At 35.2% G+C, this 17,590-nt stretch carries 19 protein-coding genes and 1 other annotated feature; of the genes, 4 read left to right on the top strand and 15 right to left on the bottom strand.

From position 1 onward, the window contains the following. Positions 1-94: 94 nt before the first annotated feature. The 10 genes from AC1DIT_RS10610 to AC1DIT_RS10565 form a co-directional block, all read right to left on the bottom strand. Positions 95-922, bottom strand: coding sequence for a DegV family protein (locus AC1DIT_RS10610; protein WP_016114668.1), 828 nt, complete (start codon positions 920-922; stop codon positions 95-97). A gap of 280 nt (positions 923-1,202) precedes the next feature. Beyond that, positions 1,203-2,084, bottom strand: a complete 882-nt coding sequence (locus AC1DIT_RS10605; protein WP_016114667.1) for a methyltransferase domain-containing protein — start codon at positions 2,082-2,084, stop codon at positions 1,203-1,205. Between the two features lie 175 nt (positions 2,085-2,259). After that, positions 2,260-2,889: a Type 1 glutamine amidotransferase-like domain-containing protein gene (locus AC1DIT_RS10600; RefSeq protein WP_016114666.1), complete on the bottom strand. Its 630-nt coding sequence runs from the start codon at positions 2,887-2,889 to the stop codon at positions 2,260-2,262. Positions 2,890-3,159: 270 nt separating this feature from the next. Beyond that, positions 3,160-4,848, bottom strand: a complete 1,689-nt coding sequence (gene argS / locus AC1DIT_RS10595) for an arginine--tRNA ligase (protein WP_016114665.1) — start codon at positions 4,846-4,848, stop codon at positions 3,160-3,162. 45 nt (positions 4,849-4,893) lie between these two features. Beyond that, positions 4,894-5,108 (bottom strand) — a binding site (T-box leader). Positions 5,109-5,148: 40 nt separating this feature from the next. After that, the gene (locus AC1DIT_RS10590; RefSeq protein WP_016114664.1) at positions 5,149-5,925 is read right to left on the bottom strand and encodes a class I SAM-dependent methyltransferase; all 777 of its coding nucleotides are present in this window, start codon (positions 5,923-5,925) and stop codon (positions 5,149-5,151) included. A gap of 48 nt (positions 5,926-5,973) precedes the next feature. Continuing rightward, positions 5,974-6,408, bottom strand: a complete 435-nt coding sequence (locus AC1DIT_RS10585; RefSeq protein ID WP_016114663.1) for a BrxA/BrxB family bacilliredoxin — start codon at positions 6,406-6,408, stop codon at positions 5,974-5,976. A gap of 83 nt (positions 6,409-6,491) precedes the next feature. After that, positions 6,492-6,875, bottom strand: coding sequence for a thiol-disulfide oxidoreductase DCC family protein (locus AC1DIT_RS10580; RefSeq protein WP_016114662.1), 384 nt, complete (start codon positions 6,873-6,875; stop codon positions 6,492-6,494). Between the two features lie 4 nt (positions 6,876-6,879). Then, positions 6,880-8,007: a conserved virulence factor C family protein gene (locus tag AC1DIT_RS10575; protein WP_476998181.1), complete on the bottom strand. Its 1,128-nt coding sequence runs from the start codon at positions 8,005-8,007 to the stop codon at positions 6,880-6,882. A gap of 354 nt (positions 8,008-8,361) precedes the next feature. Further along, positions 8,362-9,012 (bottom strand): PspA/IM30 family protein, encoded by a 651-nt coding sequence (locus tag AC1DIT_RS10570; protein WP_016132752.1) that lies wholly within the window; start codon positions 9,010-9,012, stop codon positions 8,362-8,364. A 44-nt stretch (positions 9,013-9,056) separates the two neighbouring features. Then, a complete protein-coding gene (locus tag AC1DIT_RS10565) occupies positions 9,057-9,413 on the bottom strand; it encodes a lmo0954 family membrane protein (protein ID WP_003197275.1) in 357 nt (118 codons plus the stop codon). Positions 9,414-9,836: 423 nt separating this feature from the next. Here AC1DIT_RS10565 and AC1DIT_RS10560 point away from each other — a divergent pair, with 423 nt between their 5' ends. Then, positions 9,837-10,202, top strand: a complete 366-nt coding sequence (locus AC1DIT_RS10560) for a TetR/AcrR family transcriptional regulator (RefSeq protein ID WP_016114659.1) — start codon at positions 9,837-9,839, stop codon at positions 10,200-10,202. A 200-nt stretch (positions 10,203-10,402) separates the two neighbouring features. On the opposite strand, the gene AC1DIT_RS10555 is transcribed toward AC1DIT_RS10560, so the two are convergent. From AC1DIT_RS10555 to AC1DIT_RS10540, 4 genes are all read right to left on the bottom strand, one after another. After that, entirely contained in the window at positions 10,403-10,741 is a 339-nt protein-coding gene (locus AC1DIT_RS10555; protein ID WP_476998180.1) for a single-stranded DNA-binding protein, read from the bottom strand. A 157-nt stretch (positions 10,742-10,898) separates the two neighbouring features. After that, the gene (locus AC1DIT_RS10550) at positions 10,899-11,630 is read right to left on the bottom strand and encodes a Bax inhibitor-1/YccA family protein (protein WP_016114657.1); all 732 of its coding nucleotides are present in this window, start codon (positions 11,628-11,630) and stop codon (positions 10,899-10,901) included. Between the two features lie 75 nt (positions 11,631-11,705). Continuing rightward, the gene (locus AC1DIT_RS10545; protein WP_016114656.1) at positions 11,706-13,598 is read right to left on the bottom strand and encodes an ABC-F family ATP-binding cassette domain-containing protein; all 1,893 of its coding nucleotides are present in this window, start codon (positions 13,596-13,598) and stop codon (positions 11,706-11,708) included. After that, positions 13,595-14,242, bottom strand: a complete 648-nt coding sequence (locus tag AC1DIT_RS10540) for an HD domain-containing protein (RefSeq protein ID WP_016114655.1) — start codon at positions 14,240-14,242, stop codon at positions 13,595-13,597. Before AC1DIT_RS10540 ends, AC1DIT_RS10545 begins: the two co-directional genes overlap by 4 nt. A gap of 109 nt (positions 14,243-14,351) precedes the next feature. Here AC1DIT_RS10540 and AC1DIT_RS10535 point away from each other — a divergent pair, with 109 nt between their 5' ends. Next, entirely contained in the window at positions 14,352-14,996 is a 645-nt protein-coding gene (locus AC1DIT_RS10535; protein ID WP_016114654.1) for a hypothetical protein, read from the top strand. A 463-nt stretch (positions 14,997-15,459) separates the two neighbouring features. Beyond that, positions 15,460-16,464, top strand: a complete 1,005-nt coding sequence (locus AC1DIT_RS10530; RefSeq protein ID WP_016114653.1) for a sunset domain-containing protein — start codon at positions 15,460-15,462, stop codon at positions 16,462-16,464. Between the two features lie 100 nt (positions 16,465-16,564). Here AC1DIT_RS10530 and AC1DIT_RS10525 read toward each other — a convergent pair whose 3' ends face one another. Further along, complete coding sequence (locus AC1DIT_RS10525; RefSeq protein WP_016114652.1) at positions 16,565-17,041, bottom strand: glutathione peroxidase; 477 nt, start codon at positions 17,039-17,041, stop codon at positions 16,565-16,567. A gap of 224 nt (positions 17,042-17,265) precedes the next feature. Here AC1DIT_RS10525 and AC1DIT_RS10520 point away from each other — a divergent pair, with 224 nt between their 5' ends. Then, positions 17,266-17,475 carry a DUF3925 family protein gene (locus AC1DIT_RS10520; RefSeq protein ID WP_016132751.1) on the top strand — a complete coding sequence of 70 codons (210 nt, stop codon included), beginning with the start codon at positions 17,266-17,268 and terminating at the stop codon, positions 17,473-17,475. The last annotated feature ends 115 nt before the right edge of the window (positions 17,476-17,590 follow it).

The raw sequence follows: 17,590 nt of genomic DNA, 5'->3' as shown, positions 1-17,590 counted from the left end.
TCCTATACTTATTACTAAAACATTTCATCTCTTATTCTCTGAATTATTTCCATTTACATAAAACTAAAAACGAAAGCATCAAAAAAACCGTGAATTATTCACGGTTTTTTCCTTTCGAAAAGCTAATCGCAATTGTTCCAGCACCTGCATGAACAGCAAAAGATATAGGAAGTGGGTAAATTAAAAACTTCATTTCAGGAAATACTGCTCTGAAATCAGCAATCCATTCTTCTGCCCCTTCTTCATCATTCGCATGGAAAACATGGACTACTTTCGGTATTTCTTTTTCAAGTTCGCTTCGCATATATTCTTTACATTTTTGTATTTTACGAACTTTCTTCTCCAACACAAGTTCGCCATGTTTTACTTCTAGAATTAGGTTTACACTTAGTAGACTGCCTAGTATAAATTGTACACCTTTCACACGTCCACTTGCATATAGACCTTTCAAATCCTTTGGAAATACATAATAAGGACTACGTTCCACATGTTGTATTGTCTTTTGTATATCTTGTAAAGTCATACCCTTACGGTATAACGTTTGCGCTTTTGTTAAAATTTCATCCATTGGATAACTCGTTGTTTCACTATCTATTACAACTAGAGGAAATCCTGCCATTTCTGCTGCAAGTATCATATTTTGATAAGTGCCACTTACTTTTCCACTAATTGTGATTGCAAATCCCTCTTCATATTCTTCTTTACATTTAGAGAAGAGTGCAACCATATCTCCAAAATTAGGTTGTGACGTAGTTACAGTTATACCCTGTTTTAATGCATCGTAGACACGTTCACGAACACCTTCTTCACAGTCTTTGTAAGCCGTTCCATTAATAACAATTTCAATCGGTATAACAAAATTATCTGTACTTGTTGTAAAGTTTGCAGTTGTACTATCAGTAAACCAAGCAACACGCTTCATGTTGTTCCTCCCTTGTGCGTGTCCTTTTCTCTAACTTTTCCCACAATTCTATCTATTCGAGTTATAAAAAAGGACTATGCTTGTTATCATAACAAGACTATCTCTGTTTTTCCATAGGAGATGGGTGATTTAAGCAAGGTTTTCAAAATTAATTTCGAATCTATTTTCATTCGTACACGATTTTGACATATTTTCTTTTAGAAAATACTATCAAACTAAAAAAATAAGACTTCTAACATGTATACAGCGTTAGAAGTCCTAACTCATTTCTTTATTTACATTACTTGCTTTTCACTATGCCAAAAGTAATTTTCATACTTGGAGCATATACTAAAGAAGAATCTATAGTGAATTCTTTAGAGAGTTGTAATTCTGCTTCGTATTGCGCCATCGCTTCATTATATGCCAATCCTCGGTTTACTAAACGTTCAATGAATTCTTCTTTTTCAGCAGGAGTATTACCGATTCCCTCTTCCTTGAGTGATTGATACAATTGCTGTTTATCTCTTTGATCCTCATTAACATTAAGAAAATTAATCTTATCACTAACTCTACACTCAATATTTTCTACCCCTAGCTCACTTAGATATGTTGGTAATTTAATACCGATGTTTCCATCTTTACCATTTCGCTTTGCATCTTTTTCAAATAATTTTTGAAGAACACCAATCTGAACAATTTCTGATTGCTCTAGATTGTTAAGACTATACGAAGACATATTCGAAATCCAATGTGGTTCAAAGCATATGATATTACCTTCATCAACGACCGAGTCTATCATTTTTTGTAACATTGTCTTTGGATCGTTCATATGTATTAAAAAAGCATGACATACTGCTATATCATACTTACTTTCTAATTCAATTTCAGTAACATCTGCCTCAAGAAAGTCTGCTTCATATGGAAGAATTCGGAATAACTCTCTTGCTTTATTAATTAGTTTCTTCCCCTTATCAATTCCTGTATATCTAGACCCTATTGGTAACAGAGGTAATAGTTTCAGACCTAAATAACCATATCCACAACCATAGTCAACAATATGAACTGGTTTAGAGATTTTCCAAACTGAATTCACCAAAAAACTTAGATAATCATCGTTATAATATAGATCCCTTGTATTTCTCAAATACTCCAACTTATTATCCCAATCATACTCTTTCAATTGAGCTACCTCCTTCTGTTTATATTGAAAGTGCTGATTTCGTTCCCTTCTTTGAGCAAATGATAAAAATATTTTCTAGATATAAAAACATTTTTTCATGTCCATAAGTTCTTAATGTATCTAGAAATTTGTTCAGCTTATTTAGACAAAATGTATTTGATAAATTGAAACCAAATTAGATTTTTATAACATTTCCAATCAATTTAATATCTTCTCCATCAATAACTATCCCATCACCATCTTTACAAGCATAAATTGTCCTATTTTCCAGCTTAGAATAATCCTTTAATAATCCTAAATATTTTTCACTTTGCTCCTCACTCCAATGAGGCATAAAATCAAAATCTACAAAACCTAAAGAGCTTCTATCCTCTAGTCCTATACTATCCTGGTCTACAAATTGAGCTGTATCAATACTTTTAGTAGATATTATACTACCTGCACTAACACCAATTAAAACCCCACCATTTTCCACATAAGATTTTAATGAATGCAATAAATTTCTTTTTCTTAGGGAATTTAAAAAGCGAAATGTATTTCCACCTGAAAGATGTATTGCATCATAATTAAATATGTTATTAACCTTTCTTTCATCGTATTCTTTATCTAAATCAAAATATTCTACTTTACTAATTCCTAAATCTCTATAATATTTAACTACATTATTAAAATACTTTCCTGTTTCATCTGAAGATGATCGAAGATATGCTATTGAAGGATTTTCTTTATTTAATAACCTTAAAAGCTCATAATCCAATTTTCTATCTTCTTGTACTTGATCGCTATATAATATCATTTTTCTCATTAAAGTCCCCCTATTTTCCAGTTTGTAATTTCTTAATTTTCAGTTTCCTAAGCTTCTTTTTGACCTTTTTCACTTGTAAAGCTTAATACTAATTTTACAATATATCTCTATCTTTTTTAGATATATTGTAAATAATATAAAGTGAAGGTTTCCTTCATTCCCTCCGATTATTAGCCTTCATCAATTTGGCTTTTACGGGTAGTTTATCTCCCACCTCTTATTTCTTCGGAGTTTTACTGTCCACAAATAGCACGATAAAATTGTACTCATTTACATCTCTTTCGGAGCACCCATTCCAAGTAAACGCAATCCTTCTTTTAACACAATCGTTACTGCATAAACAAGTGCAAGTCTACTTTCCTTTTCTTTATCCTCTTCTAAAATACGAACATTTCCATAATATTTATTAAATGCTTGTGCTACATCTAACAAATACTTCGCAATATGTGACGGTTCATTTTTAAAGAAGGCTGTTTCAACGACTTGTGGAAATCTATTTAATAATTTTATCGTACTCCAACTATGATCATCGTTTAATTGAAACGCTTCTGTTTCAAATTCAGCATTTTCTTTTCGTAAGATGGAGCAAGCGCGTGCATGTGTATATTGAACATATGGTCCTGTTTCCCCTTCGAACTTCAGCATTTTTTCTAAAGAGAATTCAATATTATGCATACGTTCATTTTTCAAATCATGGAAAATGACTGCCCCGACACCAACTTGCTTAGCAACTTCCTCTTTTTGCTTTAAGTCCGGATTTTTCTCTTCAATATTTTGCTCTGCAAGCGTAATCGCTTCTTCTAATACTTCCTCAAGTAATACTACTTCCCCCTTACGTGTGGACATTTTTTTACCATCTTTTAAAATGAGTCCAAATGGTACATGAGCCATACCATCTACCCAGTTATAACCAAGTTTCTTTAATACAGTGAAAAATTGTGTGAAGTGTAAGCTTTGTTCTGCTCCCACTACATACAGCGCTTTATCAAATTCATATGTGTTTTGACGATATAGTGCCGCTGTTAAATCGCGCGTTGCATAAAGTGTAGCTCCATCTGATTTTTTAATTAAACATGGCGGCATATCTTCTTTTTCTAAATTAACAACTTGCGCTCCATCCGATTCTTCTAATAACCCTTTTCCTTCTAAAATTTCAACAAAACCGTCCATTTTATCATTATAGAAAGCCTCTCCTTGGAAGTTTGTAAATTCAACACCAAGAAGTTCATAAATACGAGAGAATTCTTTTAAAGATTCATGACGGAACCAATTCCATAAAAAAACTGCTTCTTCATCACCGTCTTCTAATTTCTTAAACCATGCACGACCTTCTTCTTCTAGCTCTAGATGCTCTTTCACTTCTTCGTGGAAATGAACATATAATTTGAATAGTTCGCGAATCGGATCTTCTTTTACAAGCTCTTCATTTCCCCATTTTTTATATGCAGTAATTAATTTCCCAAACTGCGTTCCCCAATCACCAATATAATTGATTCCTACAACCTCATATCCACACTTTTCAGCAATATGTTTTAAAGAATTCCCAATCATCGTTGAACGTAAATGCCCCATGGAGAACGGTTTCGCGATATTTGGTGAAGAGTAATCGATTACCACTGTTTTTTCTCGCCCAAAATGCCCCTGTCCATATTCTTCTTTTTCAGCTAAAATCGTTTTTAATACTTCATCGCTTACTATGTCACGGTTGAAAAATACATTCACATACGGTCCAACTGCCTTCACTTTCGTAAAGAATGGATTATCTAATTTCTCCGTGATTTCCTTTGCGATAACTGCTGGTGCTTTTTTATATTGCTTTGCAAGCATAAAGCATGGAAAAGCTGCATCTCCAAATTCATCTTGCTTCGGAGTTTCAATTAAACCTGTAATTTGTTCCAATGATAATTCTGATTTTAATATTTCAAATAAACTTTTTGCTAATTGAATTTTATATTCCATGTTACTCCCTCCTTATTTTTTTAAACACAAAAAACCCGTCTCTAAAAAAGAGACGAGTTATCACCCGTGGTACCACCCTTGTTGTTCCGAAGAACCACTTTCCCGTTTATAACGAGGACAGGGGGCCCCAGCTTACTCTACTATTCATTTCAAGCAGCGTCTCCGAAGTGCGCTTCATCCTCTTCTCCGTACTAGGCTCTCACCATCCCTAGCTCGCTTTCCTTCTGAAGAAGGACTACTCTCTTCATCTACGACATCATATATAATTGATTATTGCTTATTATACATCTTTTCAAATAATTAGCAAGGTTCAATTACACCAAAATGGAATTTCGCACTTTTTCGCTTATATACTAAGAAGTTATGTCGCTCAAATCGTGTACTACGGAAATGATCTTTTAAGACAACACGTTTTCTAGCAACACGCTTTGCTTCTGCAATTGTTTCATCTGTGACATCATTATATAAAGCAAAGTGTTTTAAGCCACGAATCCCATCTGATTCAATTACCGTTTCTTCAAACATTGGATCCAGATAAACAACGTCATAACTGTTGTCTTCGCAGCGCTTTAAGAAATCAAAATGCTCGGTTTTCTTCACTCTAATTCTACGCATCGCTTCATCGATTTCTGAAATACCCGCACACCACTGCTTTAAACCTTTATTCATTATATAAACCATGTAACAATTTCCCTCAAGCCCCGTTATAGCTCCTTCTTCTCCAACAACATAGCTTGCAACAACACTATCTGATGCCATACCAAGCGTACAATCTAACACCGTCATTCCTTTTTCTAATTTTGCAGCTTGTACAAATGGATCATGTTCTCCCCGCATTAATCTTTTCACACGAAACATTGCAGAATTAGGATGAAAAAAGAACGATTCTTCTGTACCTTTTGGATAAATTGCTAATCGATTCTTTCCTACAACGAGTACATCTTGTTCAAACCGCTCATGTAGCTTGTATACCGATATATCATTCCGTACTACAAAAGAGCATTGTAATTCTTCCGCTACCTCTTTTGCATATGTTGTCATTTCCTTATTCGTTCGTCCTGCTGTTGTCACAATCATCTTTTCACCTCAATATATAAAGAAAAAAGGGAGAATCACTCCCCCTTTTTAGCAATGCTTTTCAAAAGCTTGTTCTAAGTTATTAATAATCTCTTCCATTGTTGCTCCTTCAATTTCATGACGATGAATGAAGTGAACAACTTCGTTTCCTTTTAGTAACGCCATAGATGGTGAAGATGGAGGAATATCTCCGAAGTACTCACGCATTGTAGCTGTTGCGTCTTTATCTTGTCCTGCAAATACAGTTACAAGATGGTCTGGTTGTTTTTCGGAACGTACAACCGCTTGACCAGCTGATGGACGCGCTAAACCAGCTGCACATCCGCAAACAGAGTTTACGACAACTAATGTTGTACCTTTCGCATTTTCCATATATTCTTTTACAGTTTCTTCTGTAGTTAATTCTTCAAATCCAGCACGCACTAACTCTTGACGCATTGGAATTACCATTTGACGCATATATTCTTCGTATGCATTTGACATCTTGTAATCTCTCCTTCAACTTTCATTCCAAATTCATCATATCACGCTCTTATAATAGGTGCAAAAGAAAGATAGCGTTACCATCATTTTTTTGATGGAATTTCACAAATCCCCCCGCGACAGTGACCAACTGGTACAAGTTTTCTTCTATTTGCAATATAATCATACACTTTATTTCCAAATCCAAGCAAAATAGATAACTTGATAAAAGGAACCACAAACCAGTATGACGGCACAGCTTTTGCTAAAACATATACGCTACCAATCCCGTCATACCATTTGTTATTTTTTAAAATGTAAAGCCTTTGTTCCATCTTCTCTTGTAACTCTGTAGAAAGTTGATACTCCTCTACAACATCTTTATCACGAAAAGAGGCAAACTTCATCGTATCTTTTTTATCAAGCTTCTTTGTACGCTCTGCGACTGCCGTGCACATCGGACACCTACTATCATAGAAAACGATCATATGATTATTCTCCTTTGCGAGACTCCGTCATTTGTTTCCAAACAGATCCTTTCGCTTCTTCTCCGCCTTCAATACGTTCTAATGCTAGACGAGATTGCATTGCTACTTCGAACTCTGGATCATCTTGCGCTACGCGTAGTGCTGGAATTGCACTTTCATCACCAAGTTCAAATAAGAACATCGCCGCACGCCAACGCACCAATTTACTTGGATCTTTAAGTGCTTTAATCATAACAAACATCGCTGCTGGATCTCCTACATCTGATAAGCAATCACCCGCAGTGCGGCGTACACTTACAGAACGATCTAGTAAAGCTTTATACAGTAATGGTAATACTTCATCACCTTTTACCATACCTAAGTACGCTGTTGCTAAACGACGGATAGATACTTTCTCATCTTCTAGCGCTTTCTTCAATACAGGAATATCTTCTTCTGTTGGATCCATTTGCTCAAGCGCTGCATAACGATTTTTCCAATCAGGATCCACCATCATTTCCTCCGTTACTTTATATGGTTCACGCTTTGCAATCGTTACTTCTTTAGCGCCCGCTTGATCTAATAATTCTTTTACAGTTTTTTCAACGCGTTCCTCTGGATAAGCAGCTACAATTTCTTCCACAACTTCTTTTCCGATTTCTTCAAAATTGCCATAACGTGTACTTTGTTCCACCCATTTACGCTCTTTGACAACGTTAGGTGCAGACATTTGTACTTTCATAATCGTTTCTTTAAAATGGTCTGGTAATCCCACTCGTTCTTCCGTTATTCCATCTGTTAATTTCACCTGCATTGGAATTGTAAAGAACATTTGAATGAATACTTTCACTTCACCAAAATGCGAAAGTTGTTCCCTCTCATCTTCTTCAGTAACTTCTTCTCCAAATACAGCGCGAACTTGTTGCAAAAGTACTTTCCAGTCATACTTCGCATTTCGCTCTACCGCTAAAAAGTCCGCAACATGGTATACACCTTTAATACCTTCGATTTTTAAAATGTGTTGCACTTGCTCTGGTGCTTGTTCTGCATTTTCGTTTGTATAATTATTACGTGCTCCTGATGGTAACACTTCATTTAAGATAACTTTCATCGTATTTGGACTTGGCGTCGGTTCAATTGCTTTAATCTTCACGTAAATAAACTCTCCTTTATTGCTTGTTCTTAGCTGTATTGTAACATGTTCTATCGCTATACTCCTACTGAGACGCTTGCTTTTTCTAATCACAATTATAGTCTTAATAGAATTGGTGAATATCATGTAACAACTGCCCCTATTGATATACCCCTTTTTAGTATCATGTTCCTTCTCTCTTCCGCTCAAAAAAGGTAGATTGATAATAACTTTAATCAGCCCCTACCTTTCTTGCTTTCGCTGAATTTTAGGATGAGGGTCTTACTGCCCGTTAATACGGGATAAATAAAAAAAGGTATTGCTTTGCAACACCTTTTTTCTACCACCATAAACTCATTTTATGATGTACTACAATTATTTTGTTAAAGATACTTCATCCTTTTCTTTCATGTCGCGCTCAAGTTTTGCAATTTTCATATCAAATGTATCACGTTCATGATCTTCATTCATGCGAAGCTCTAAATCACGAATGTGATCTTCAATTTCTTCAAATCGTAAGAACGGATTATTCTCATCCATTTTATGAAGAGCCGTATTCATACGACGGTTCACATGGGCCATATTTTCACGTGCCATCAATTCCATACGCTTTGCATTCATTTCTTTTAGCTTATTTTTCATTTCAGAAAGACGGCGTTCTAACTCATCAATTTGCTCCACTACACCTGCATACATCTCTTCTAAACGTGATCCTTGCCCTTCATAGTATGCTACTTCTTCTAATGCACGTTCATGCAATTGCATTTCTCCTGCTTCTTGTGCAATGATCGCCTGCTTTGATCGCTTATTTACGAAATAACGAGCCTGCTCAAGTTCACGAGCAAAGTTAGATTTTAATGTTTTATGACGCTCGATTAATTTCTCAATTTTTGTTACTTCACGCTCGCTATCGCGTAAATATTGGTTTAACATAGCGATTGGATTTTTTCTTCCCTTCTCATCTAATACATTATGAAAATCTGCTAAAATTGCATCGCGTACACGTCTGAATAAAGATTGTTTCATTCTAATCTTCCTCTCTTCTACTTTATGATTTCAGTTATTTTATATTAGTTTTTCATTAACTTGTTCCACTCATCTTCAAAGTTGCTATATCGTTTAGAACTTTCTGAAGCAGAATCAACTACTACATCTTTTTCTTTTTTCCACTCACGGTATCCGTAGTATAGTACTACTACTGCTACAATACCGATCAATGCTGGGGAATGAGAAAGGGCGATTGACAAGCCGATTAAACCGAAAATACCCCAAGCTAACTTTCCAAAAAATGATTGTGCTCGCACAAATGATTTATAGCTCCAGTACGCAATCCCTGCTCCAATTGCGAATCCTACAATACCAGCAAGACTACCAAGAGCAATTAAAGCCAAAATACCGGCTGCGATAAACGTTAGAAATTGTTTCATCTTGTGCTTGCCTCCCTTCGATTTGATACTCTTATCTTAACTATTTTTTTAGTTTTCCATAACGAGCTTAAGAACCGTTTTCAAATCAGACTTAAGACCTATTCCAGGTTAGACCCACATTACGATGTATATAAAACGAAGTGAAGAGCTAAAATTTTAATGCAATATTGTTTCTTCTTAGAATGCACTCTTTTTATATTTAAGAAACCGTACCCTTCGACACCATATAAATAACAACAATACGGGCAGATGCCATTCGCCTCCTAACATCCTTTCCCCTTCTTTTAAAGTTTTTCCTAATTAGATTGAATATAAATCTTTAAAATTATTTGTTTAGATATCAAAATAGAATTTCCGCTTACATACATTTATTTAATTCGCTAACATAACTGACGAATGTCCGTAAAATTTGAGGTGATTTTATTGAACAGTAATAAAATTAAGGGTGCAGCTCTAAAATATTTCACAATTCATGGTTATGAAGGAACACCCCTTTCTTTAATAGCTGAAAAAGCCGGCATGAAAAAGCAATCCATTTACACACATTTTAAAGGAAAAGATGACCTTTTTCTTCATGTGTTACGTGATACAAAAGAAACTGAACTAGCTTCAAAACTTCAATACTTAAGTAAAATTGATTCACAAAATCCTGAAAAAGATTTATACAGGCTACTACAATTGAAAGTCGATTTTTTTCAAAAAAATGAACAATTAAAGTTTTGGCTACGTATGTCATTTTTTCCGCCAGTACATCTTGCAAAAGCAATCGAAAAGTTATACTTTCTTTAAACAAAAACCCCCTTGTCCATATTGAACAAGGGGGTTAGATTTTCTCTACTAGGAATCATCTCATATGCCCACTAATCTCAGGTTTTGAAGCATCCCAAAAACGATATTTTTATCTCTCGACAGTTACTTATAGGAAGGGATTAATGAAAAATAATAGTTATCTGGTAATTACACCAAGTTTTTGTTTATACCTCCTTTCTCTACCGTGAAGCTTCCTCTTTCTTCCGCTCCAAAAACGTAATTCTTTCAATCACAACTTCTGTTTTATACACTCTCTTCCCCTGTTCATTATCGTAATTACTCGTGTGAATACGGCCTGTAATCCCAACTAGCGATCCMTTTTGACAATAATCTGATACATTCTCAGCCGATTTTCTCCAGACGACGCAGTAAATGTAATCTGCTTGCTGCTCTCCTAGGCTATTTCGAAACCCTCTATTTACCGCAACGCATATACGTGCATAAGCAATCCCTTGCTTTGTGTAGTATAGTTCTGGATCTTTTGTCAATCTTCCGATTAATACAACTCGATTCATCATATTTATACCACCTCACATTTTTTCTTTATTGTAGAAAAAAATAGAAGATAGGTAAAAAATGCAAAATAATATATTTCTAAAAAGAAATCATCACTTTAAATCTAAAAAAATACAAAAAGAAATCCTGCATGTTTCAATCATGCAGGATTTCTTTCAATTAGTCATTTTTCGCAAAGTAAGAAACGAAACGAAGAATTTCTAAGTACAACCATACTAATGTCATCATTAGACCCATCGCACTGTACCACTCCATATATTTTGGAGCTCCACTACGTGCGCCATTTTCGATTAAATCGAAGTCTAGTAATAGATTTAATGCAGCAACGATAATCACAACTGCACTAATGATGATGCCAATTGTTCCACCTTGGTGAATATACGGAACAGTAACACCAAACATGTTTAATAGAAAAACGATCAAGTACATAACCAAAATCCCAAGCGTTGCGGCCATTATGCCTGTACGGAACTTATCCGTTACCTTTACAACACGAGTTGCGTATAAAACTAACATTGCAAATAAAATTGAAATTGTTAGTAATACAGCATTTAAAATAATAGAGTTGTCAAAACGAATCGCATATACCGCTGAAATGCTTCCCAAGACAATCCCTTCAACAGCTGCATAAATAGGTGCTGTAATAGGTGCCATTTTCGGGAAGAAGATAGCCGCAAATGCGATAATTGCAGCCACAATTAATGCTCCAATTAAAACTGGCATTTGCATTTTCCCCGTATACATCTGTATGTATGAATAGACAGACGTTGCAAGAAGCAAGACAAGCATAATAAATGTTTTGCCTACAGCTCCGCCAATTGTCATCGCAGACGTACTTGCTCCTTGTTTACGAAAGTTTTCTTTTTTCAACATTGGATTAGATGTTCTCATTTTTTCCCTCCTAAAATATGTTCTACCAATAGTGTAAAGTTTTTCTCTTTACATTTCAATATATGCAGCTTGTTTTTATTTTAAACCTTCAACGATGTCAGACAGTTCGCTCCAGCGTTCCATTGCTTTTTCCAGTTCTTCTTCTGTTTGCTGCTGCGCTTCAGAAAGCTCCTGTGCTTTTGTAAAATCAGAACCTACATTCGCAAGTTCTTCTCCAATCGTTTCAAGCTTCTCTTCAAGCCCTGCAATCGTATCTTCAATGGTTTCCCATTCACGTTGTTCGTGATAGGAAAGTTTACGTTTACGTTGTTGCTTTGGAGCTTCTTCCACTTTCTTTTCTTTCTGTACTTCTACTTTTTCTAATAGTTCTTGCGCCTTTTGTATATCTAGGTAATCACTATAGCTTCCTAGGAATTCACGAACTTCTCCGCCACCAGTAAAGATAAATAATTCATCTACTACTTTATCTAAGAAGTAGCGATCATGCGATACCGTAAGAACGACACCTGGGAAATCTTCTAAATAGTCTTCTAGTACTGTTAACGTTTGTGTATCTAAATCGTTGGTCGGCTCATCTAATAGAAGTACATTCGGCTCTCCCATTAAAAGACGTAATAAATACAGACGTCTTCTTTCACCACCAGATAGTTTACCAAGTGGTGTTCCATGTGAATGCGGTTGGAATAAGAAACGCTCAAGCATTTGGGATACTCCAATGACTTTACCATCTGTTGTATGAATGACTTCTGCAATTTCTTTAATATATTCAATCATACGTTGATTTAAATTCATCTCTTCATTTTCTTGCGTATAATAAGCAACTTTCACAGTTTGTCCAACTTCAATTTCACCACTGTCAGGTGATAATTTGCCTGCAAGCATATTTAATAAAGATGATTTCCCGCTACCATTAGCCCCAATAATACCAATTCGATCGCCTGGTTTCACAATATGATTAAAATTATGTAATACCGTTTTTTCACCAAATTTCTTCGTTACATCTTTTAACTCAAGCACTTTCTTTCCTAAGCGACTCCCGCTGAGTGAAATATCAACAGATTGCTTCGCTGCTGGACCTTCTTGTTCTTTCAACTCTTCGAACCGCTGAATACGTGCTTTTTGTTTTGTAGAACGAGCTTTCGCACCGCGGCGAATCCAAGCAAGTTCACGGCGATATAGATTTTGGCGCTTTGATTCTTGTGCTAACTCTTGTTCCTCACGAAGTGCCTTCGCTTCTAAAAATGTACTATAGTTTCCTTCATAGCTATACAAATTACCATTATCTAGCTCAAAAATACGATTTGTAACACGGTCTAAAAAATAACGATCATGTGTTACAAGTAAAACTGCTCCAGTATACCGTGCTAAATATTCTTCTAACCATTCGACTGTTTCATGATCAAGATGGTTTGTTGGCTCATCTAAAATTAATAAATCAGGTGTTTCAATAAAGCACTGTGCCATTGCAATACGTTTTTTTTGTCCACCAGATAAGTTCCCCACAGTTGCAGTGAAATCTGTAATTCCGAGTTTCGTTAAAAGCGACTTCGCATTCGCATTTGCTTCCCATGCATTCATCGCATCCATACGTTGCTGCACTGCAAATAATTGTTCTTGCACTTTTTCATTACTCGGGTCTTTTTCTATGTTTAATAACGCTTGTTCGTATTCACGAAGAAGGCGAATTAGCGGCGTATCACCGTGGAATATTTGCTCAAGCACTGTTAAATTTTCATTAAAATCCGGTTGCTGTGATAAATAGCTAATTGTATACCCACGCGTATGCGTCATATCACCTGTATCAGGAATCTCTATCCCCGCAATAATTTTTAATAATGTAGATTTCCCTGTACCGTTTACACCAATAATCCCTGCACGTTGTCCCTCTGCAATACTAAATGATAATCCATCAAATAATGGTTTATCCCCATATGATTTTGATACGTTTTCTACTGTTAGCATTTTCATATTTGTGCATTCCACTCTTTCATAAATTGTTCGATAAACTCTTCCATATAGCGATGACGAACTTCAGCCTCTTTTTTTGCAGCCTCTGTATTCATCAAATCTTTCAACTTCAAAAGCTTTTCATAGAAATGATTTAACGATGGATCATTATTTTTTCGATACTCTTCTTTCGTCATTACTTCACGGGGTGGAATATTTGGGTCATACATTAAACGACCTTTTGCACCGCCGTAAGCAAACGTACGAGCAATACCAATTGCACCAAGTGCATCTAATCGATCCGCATCTTGAACAACCTTTCCTTCCAAAGTTTCTATATTACCACCATGTCCACCTTTATATGACATATTCGTAATAATATGAAGGATATGTTCATTTTCTTCTTCAGTAACATTCAATCCTTCTAGCCAATCAGAAACTTTTTTCATACCAGCTTCTTCACTTTCATTTAACTTCTCATCCGCTACATCATGAAGTAAAGCTGCCATCTCAATTACAAAACGATCCCCACCTTCTTTTTCAGACAAAGAAATCGCCAATTTATGTACACGTTCAATATGATACCAATCATGTCCACTAGCATCTGTTTCTAAAATATTCCTTACAAAAGCAACTGTTTTTTGTATTTTTTCTTGTTTTTTCATTTATCTTCACCCAATTTCTTATTGTAACACGCTCTCATTTTTTCATCACATATTTTCTTGTCCGCCCATAGACTGTTTTGTACGTACGATCATGAAGGAGGAAATAAAAATGTTCTACAATAATAAATACTCTTATCCAGAGCAACCATACTATCCTCAAAATCAAGAACAACGATATCAAGAGCAGCATTTTGAAGAACAAGAACCACAACAACAAGAATTTCAATATCAACAGAATTCATACTTAGCACAACAAACTCAAGAAGCTCAATACCATCAAAATCCATATACAGCTCAGCAACCTCATGAAACTCAACACCATCAAAATCCATACGTAACACAACCAGGTCAGGAAACTCAGTACCAACAGAATCCTTACGTAGCTCCACAAGCTCCATATCAGCAACCACAAATGTATCAACCATACCAGGATACACGCGTTTCACCACCAACACCAACATTAGATCCAACCCAACCACAAATCTTGCCACCAGCTCCTACTACAGCTATTCCTACTGAGCCAACACAACAACAAATCCAACAAGTTGTCGGTACACAATTTTTATCTTTAAAGAAACCTGTGTTAGACTTCGTAAAACCATGGGTAGAGTATGGAATGAATGAGGCGAAACATACATCAGCAAAACATGCTATGACAGAGGTTGCTGCAATTATGTTCTTAGTTGGAAAAGGATTTAATCCGACAATTGCTCATTATATTGTGGAATCTTGGGAGAAGAATGAACAGTTTTAAAGGTGTTTGATAAAACATACAAAAGTGCCACCCTTTATCAAGTACGAGGTGGCACTTTTTATTTCTCTATATGAAACAATATCCTTATACTAACTTTTCTCTTTTCTACATTTGGTATATCTGCTGGGGCCCACGGAAATTCTTCTAGGTTGTAAAATACTCTAATTTTATCAAATTTATCACTCACCTGCATATTAGTTACATATTTGATTACCGAATATTCTAACTCATTATTATAAATGAGTTAGAAAGACCGATACTAAATCCTTTAGTGTCTATTATTAAATGACTTTATTATCACCTTACAATTGTAATTTCATTTATCCTCCCTTTAGATAATCTACGAATTTACTACACATCCCTGGAAATTAATTTAATTTTCTTATTTTAAATGAAAATCATATAATTTCTACTAAGTTCCTATATAATCAATAAAGAAAATCTTACAAACGGAGGGATAAAAATGACATTTTGGAGTAATATCGGTACAATTTTATTTTTAATAGCTCTTATTCTACTGACCTTATGCATTATTTCATTCTTTAAGAAAGATGGTAAAGCAATGACATATGGTAGACCTGCGGTTATTTGTTTTATTATTTCATTTTTAGTCATGATAACAAGCACTGAAAAAACAGATCATCCTATTATTAACTTTTTCGCTAATGTATGTTTAATCCTATTTATTTTCTTTCTTGTCTTAGCAATCTTATCTATCATTAAGAAAACTGGTATGGCGAAGAAACAGTTTTTAATTACAGCTGTTTTATTTATAGCTTTTGGGGTATTTACAAGTATCGCAACTCCTTCTGCTGAGAAAGTAACAGCAAAAGATAAAAAAATTGCAACTGAAAAAGAAGATAAAAAAGATGCAGAAAAGAAAGAAGCAGACGAGAAGACTCGTAAGCAAGAAGGTGAAAAGCGTCAAGCTGAGGAACAAGCTCAAAAGCAACAGGAAGAACAAAAGCGTCAAGCTGAAGAACAAGCTCTAAAACAACAAGAAGAGCAAAAGCGCCAAGCTGAGGAACAAGCTCAAAAGCAACAAGAAGAGCAAAAGCGCCAAGCTGAGGAACAAGCTCAAAAGCAACAGGAAGAACAAAAGCGTCAAGCTGAGGAACAAGCTCAAAAGCAACAGGAAGAGCAAAAGCGTCAAGCTGAGGAACAAGCTCGTAAACAGCAGGAAGAGCAACAACGTCAAGCTGCTGAGCAAGCTTCACAAAAGAAAAGTACTGTAGCGTCCTCAGCTACTAGCAATCATGGTGGATCTAATGGTCAACCTTTCCAAAACAATCCTAGTGATGATAAAGAAACAAACACTTCTTGTAAAGGTCAAATTAAAGGAAATGCTAATTCTAAAAAATATCATGTTCCTGGAGGTCAATATTATGATTCTACAAAAGATAATATCGTTTGGTTCTGTTCAGAAGCTGATGCTCAAGCAGCTGGTTATGTAAAATCAAAAAAGTAAACGTTTTTCTTTATTTCAAATACTTTTTCTAGGAAGGTGAAAAAACAAAACATGCTATTTTCGAACAAACTCCTTCCCACTCTTTATAGAAAATAGTAACTTATAATACCTTTTCAATCTCCTTCTCTAACTCTTCCGGCTTCGTCTGCGGCGCAAAACGATCAATTACTTTCCCATCACGCCCTATTAAAAATTTCGTAAAGTTCCACTTTACTGCCTTCATACCAAGTATGCCCGGTGCCTGCTCCGTCATATATGTATATAGTGGATGCGTGTTATCACCTTTTACATCAACTTTAGTGAACATCGGAAAGGATACACCGTAATTTAATTCACAAAAACTTGTAATCTCCTCTTCTGTACCTGGTTCTTGTCCTCCAAATTGGTTACATGGGAAACCTAAGATTTCGAATCCTTGCTCTTTATACTTTTCATAAATGGCTTGTAACCCTTTATATTGCGGTGTAAATCCACATTTACTTGCAACATTTACAATGAGAAGAACTTTACCTTCATACTCTCGTAACGATTTTTCTTCCCCTGTAATTGTTTTTGCAGAAAAATCATAAACTTTCATATATATCTGCCCCTCTCTATTATTTCATACTTATTCTCATCATATATGTATTTAACTTCCTCGTCTAATGAGAGCGCTTTATTTTTGTTCAAAAATTCGACACAAACTACTAGACAAATAGCTTGGAAAGTTTTACAATTAAATTGTGAACAAAATGTGACAGTTTATCTTCTAAATTGTGACATTTTCAATTCCATTATAATGAATAAAGGATGGTGTTGATAATGAAAACTGCACAACGTGAAATGATTTCAAATCCCGAGTTTTACTTCGTATTATACATGATGTTACTATTTGTTGCTGGTTGGTTTATGGATGTAAATGGACTATTTTTAAGCAAGTACTTTACACTTGCAGGAATGATTTCTCTTCCACTAGTTGGTGGTCTTGTCGGATTCTTTATTATGTCAATTAGTAAAGAACAAACAAAATAATAACATTACATAAAGGCAGAAAACGATTTTTCGTTTTCTGCCTTTTCTTTTATAATAAAAGAATATAAGACTACAAGGAGTGATTAGTATGAAAAAGGTAGAACAATTATCCTCC

It is taken from the genome of Bacillus sp. 05T22 (assembly GCF_056396765.1).
Note: the sequence above shows the minus strand (reverse complement) of the source record. Positions and strands in the feature narration are given on the sequence as shown.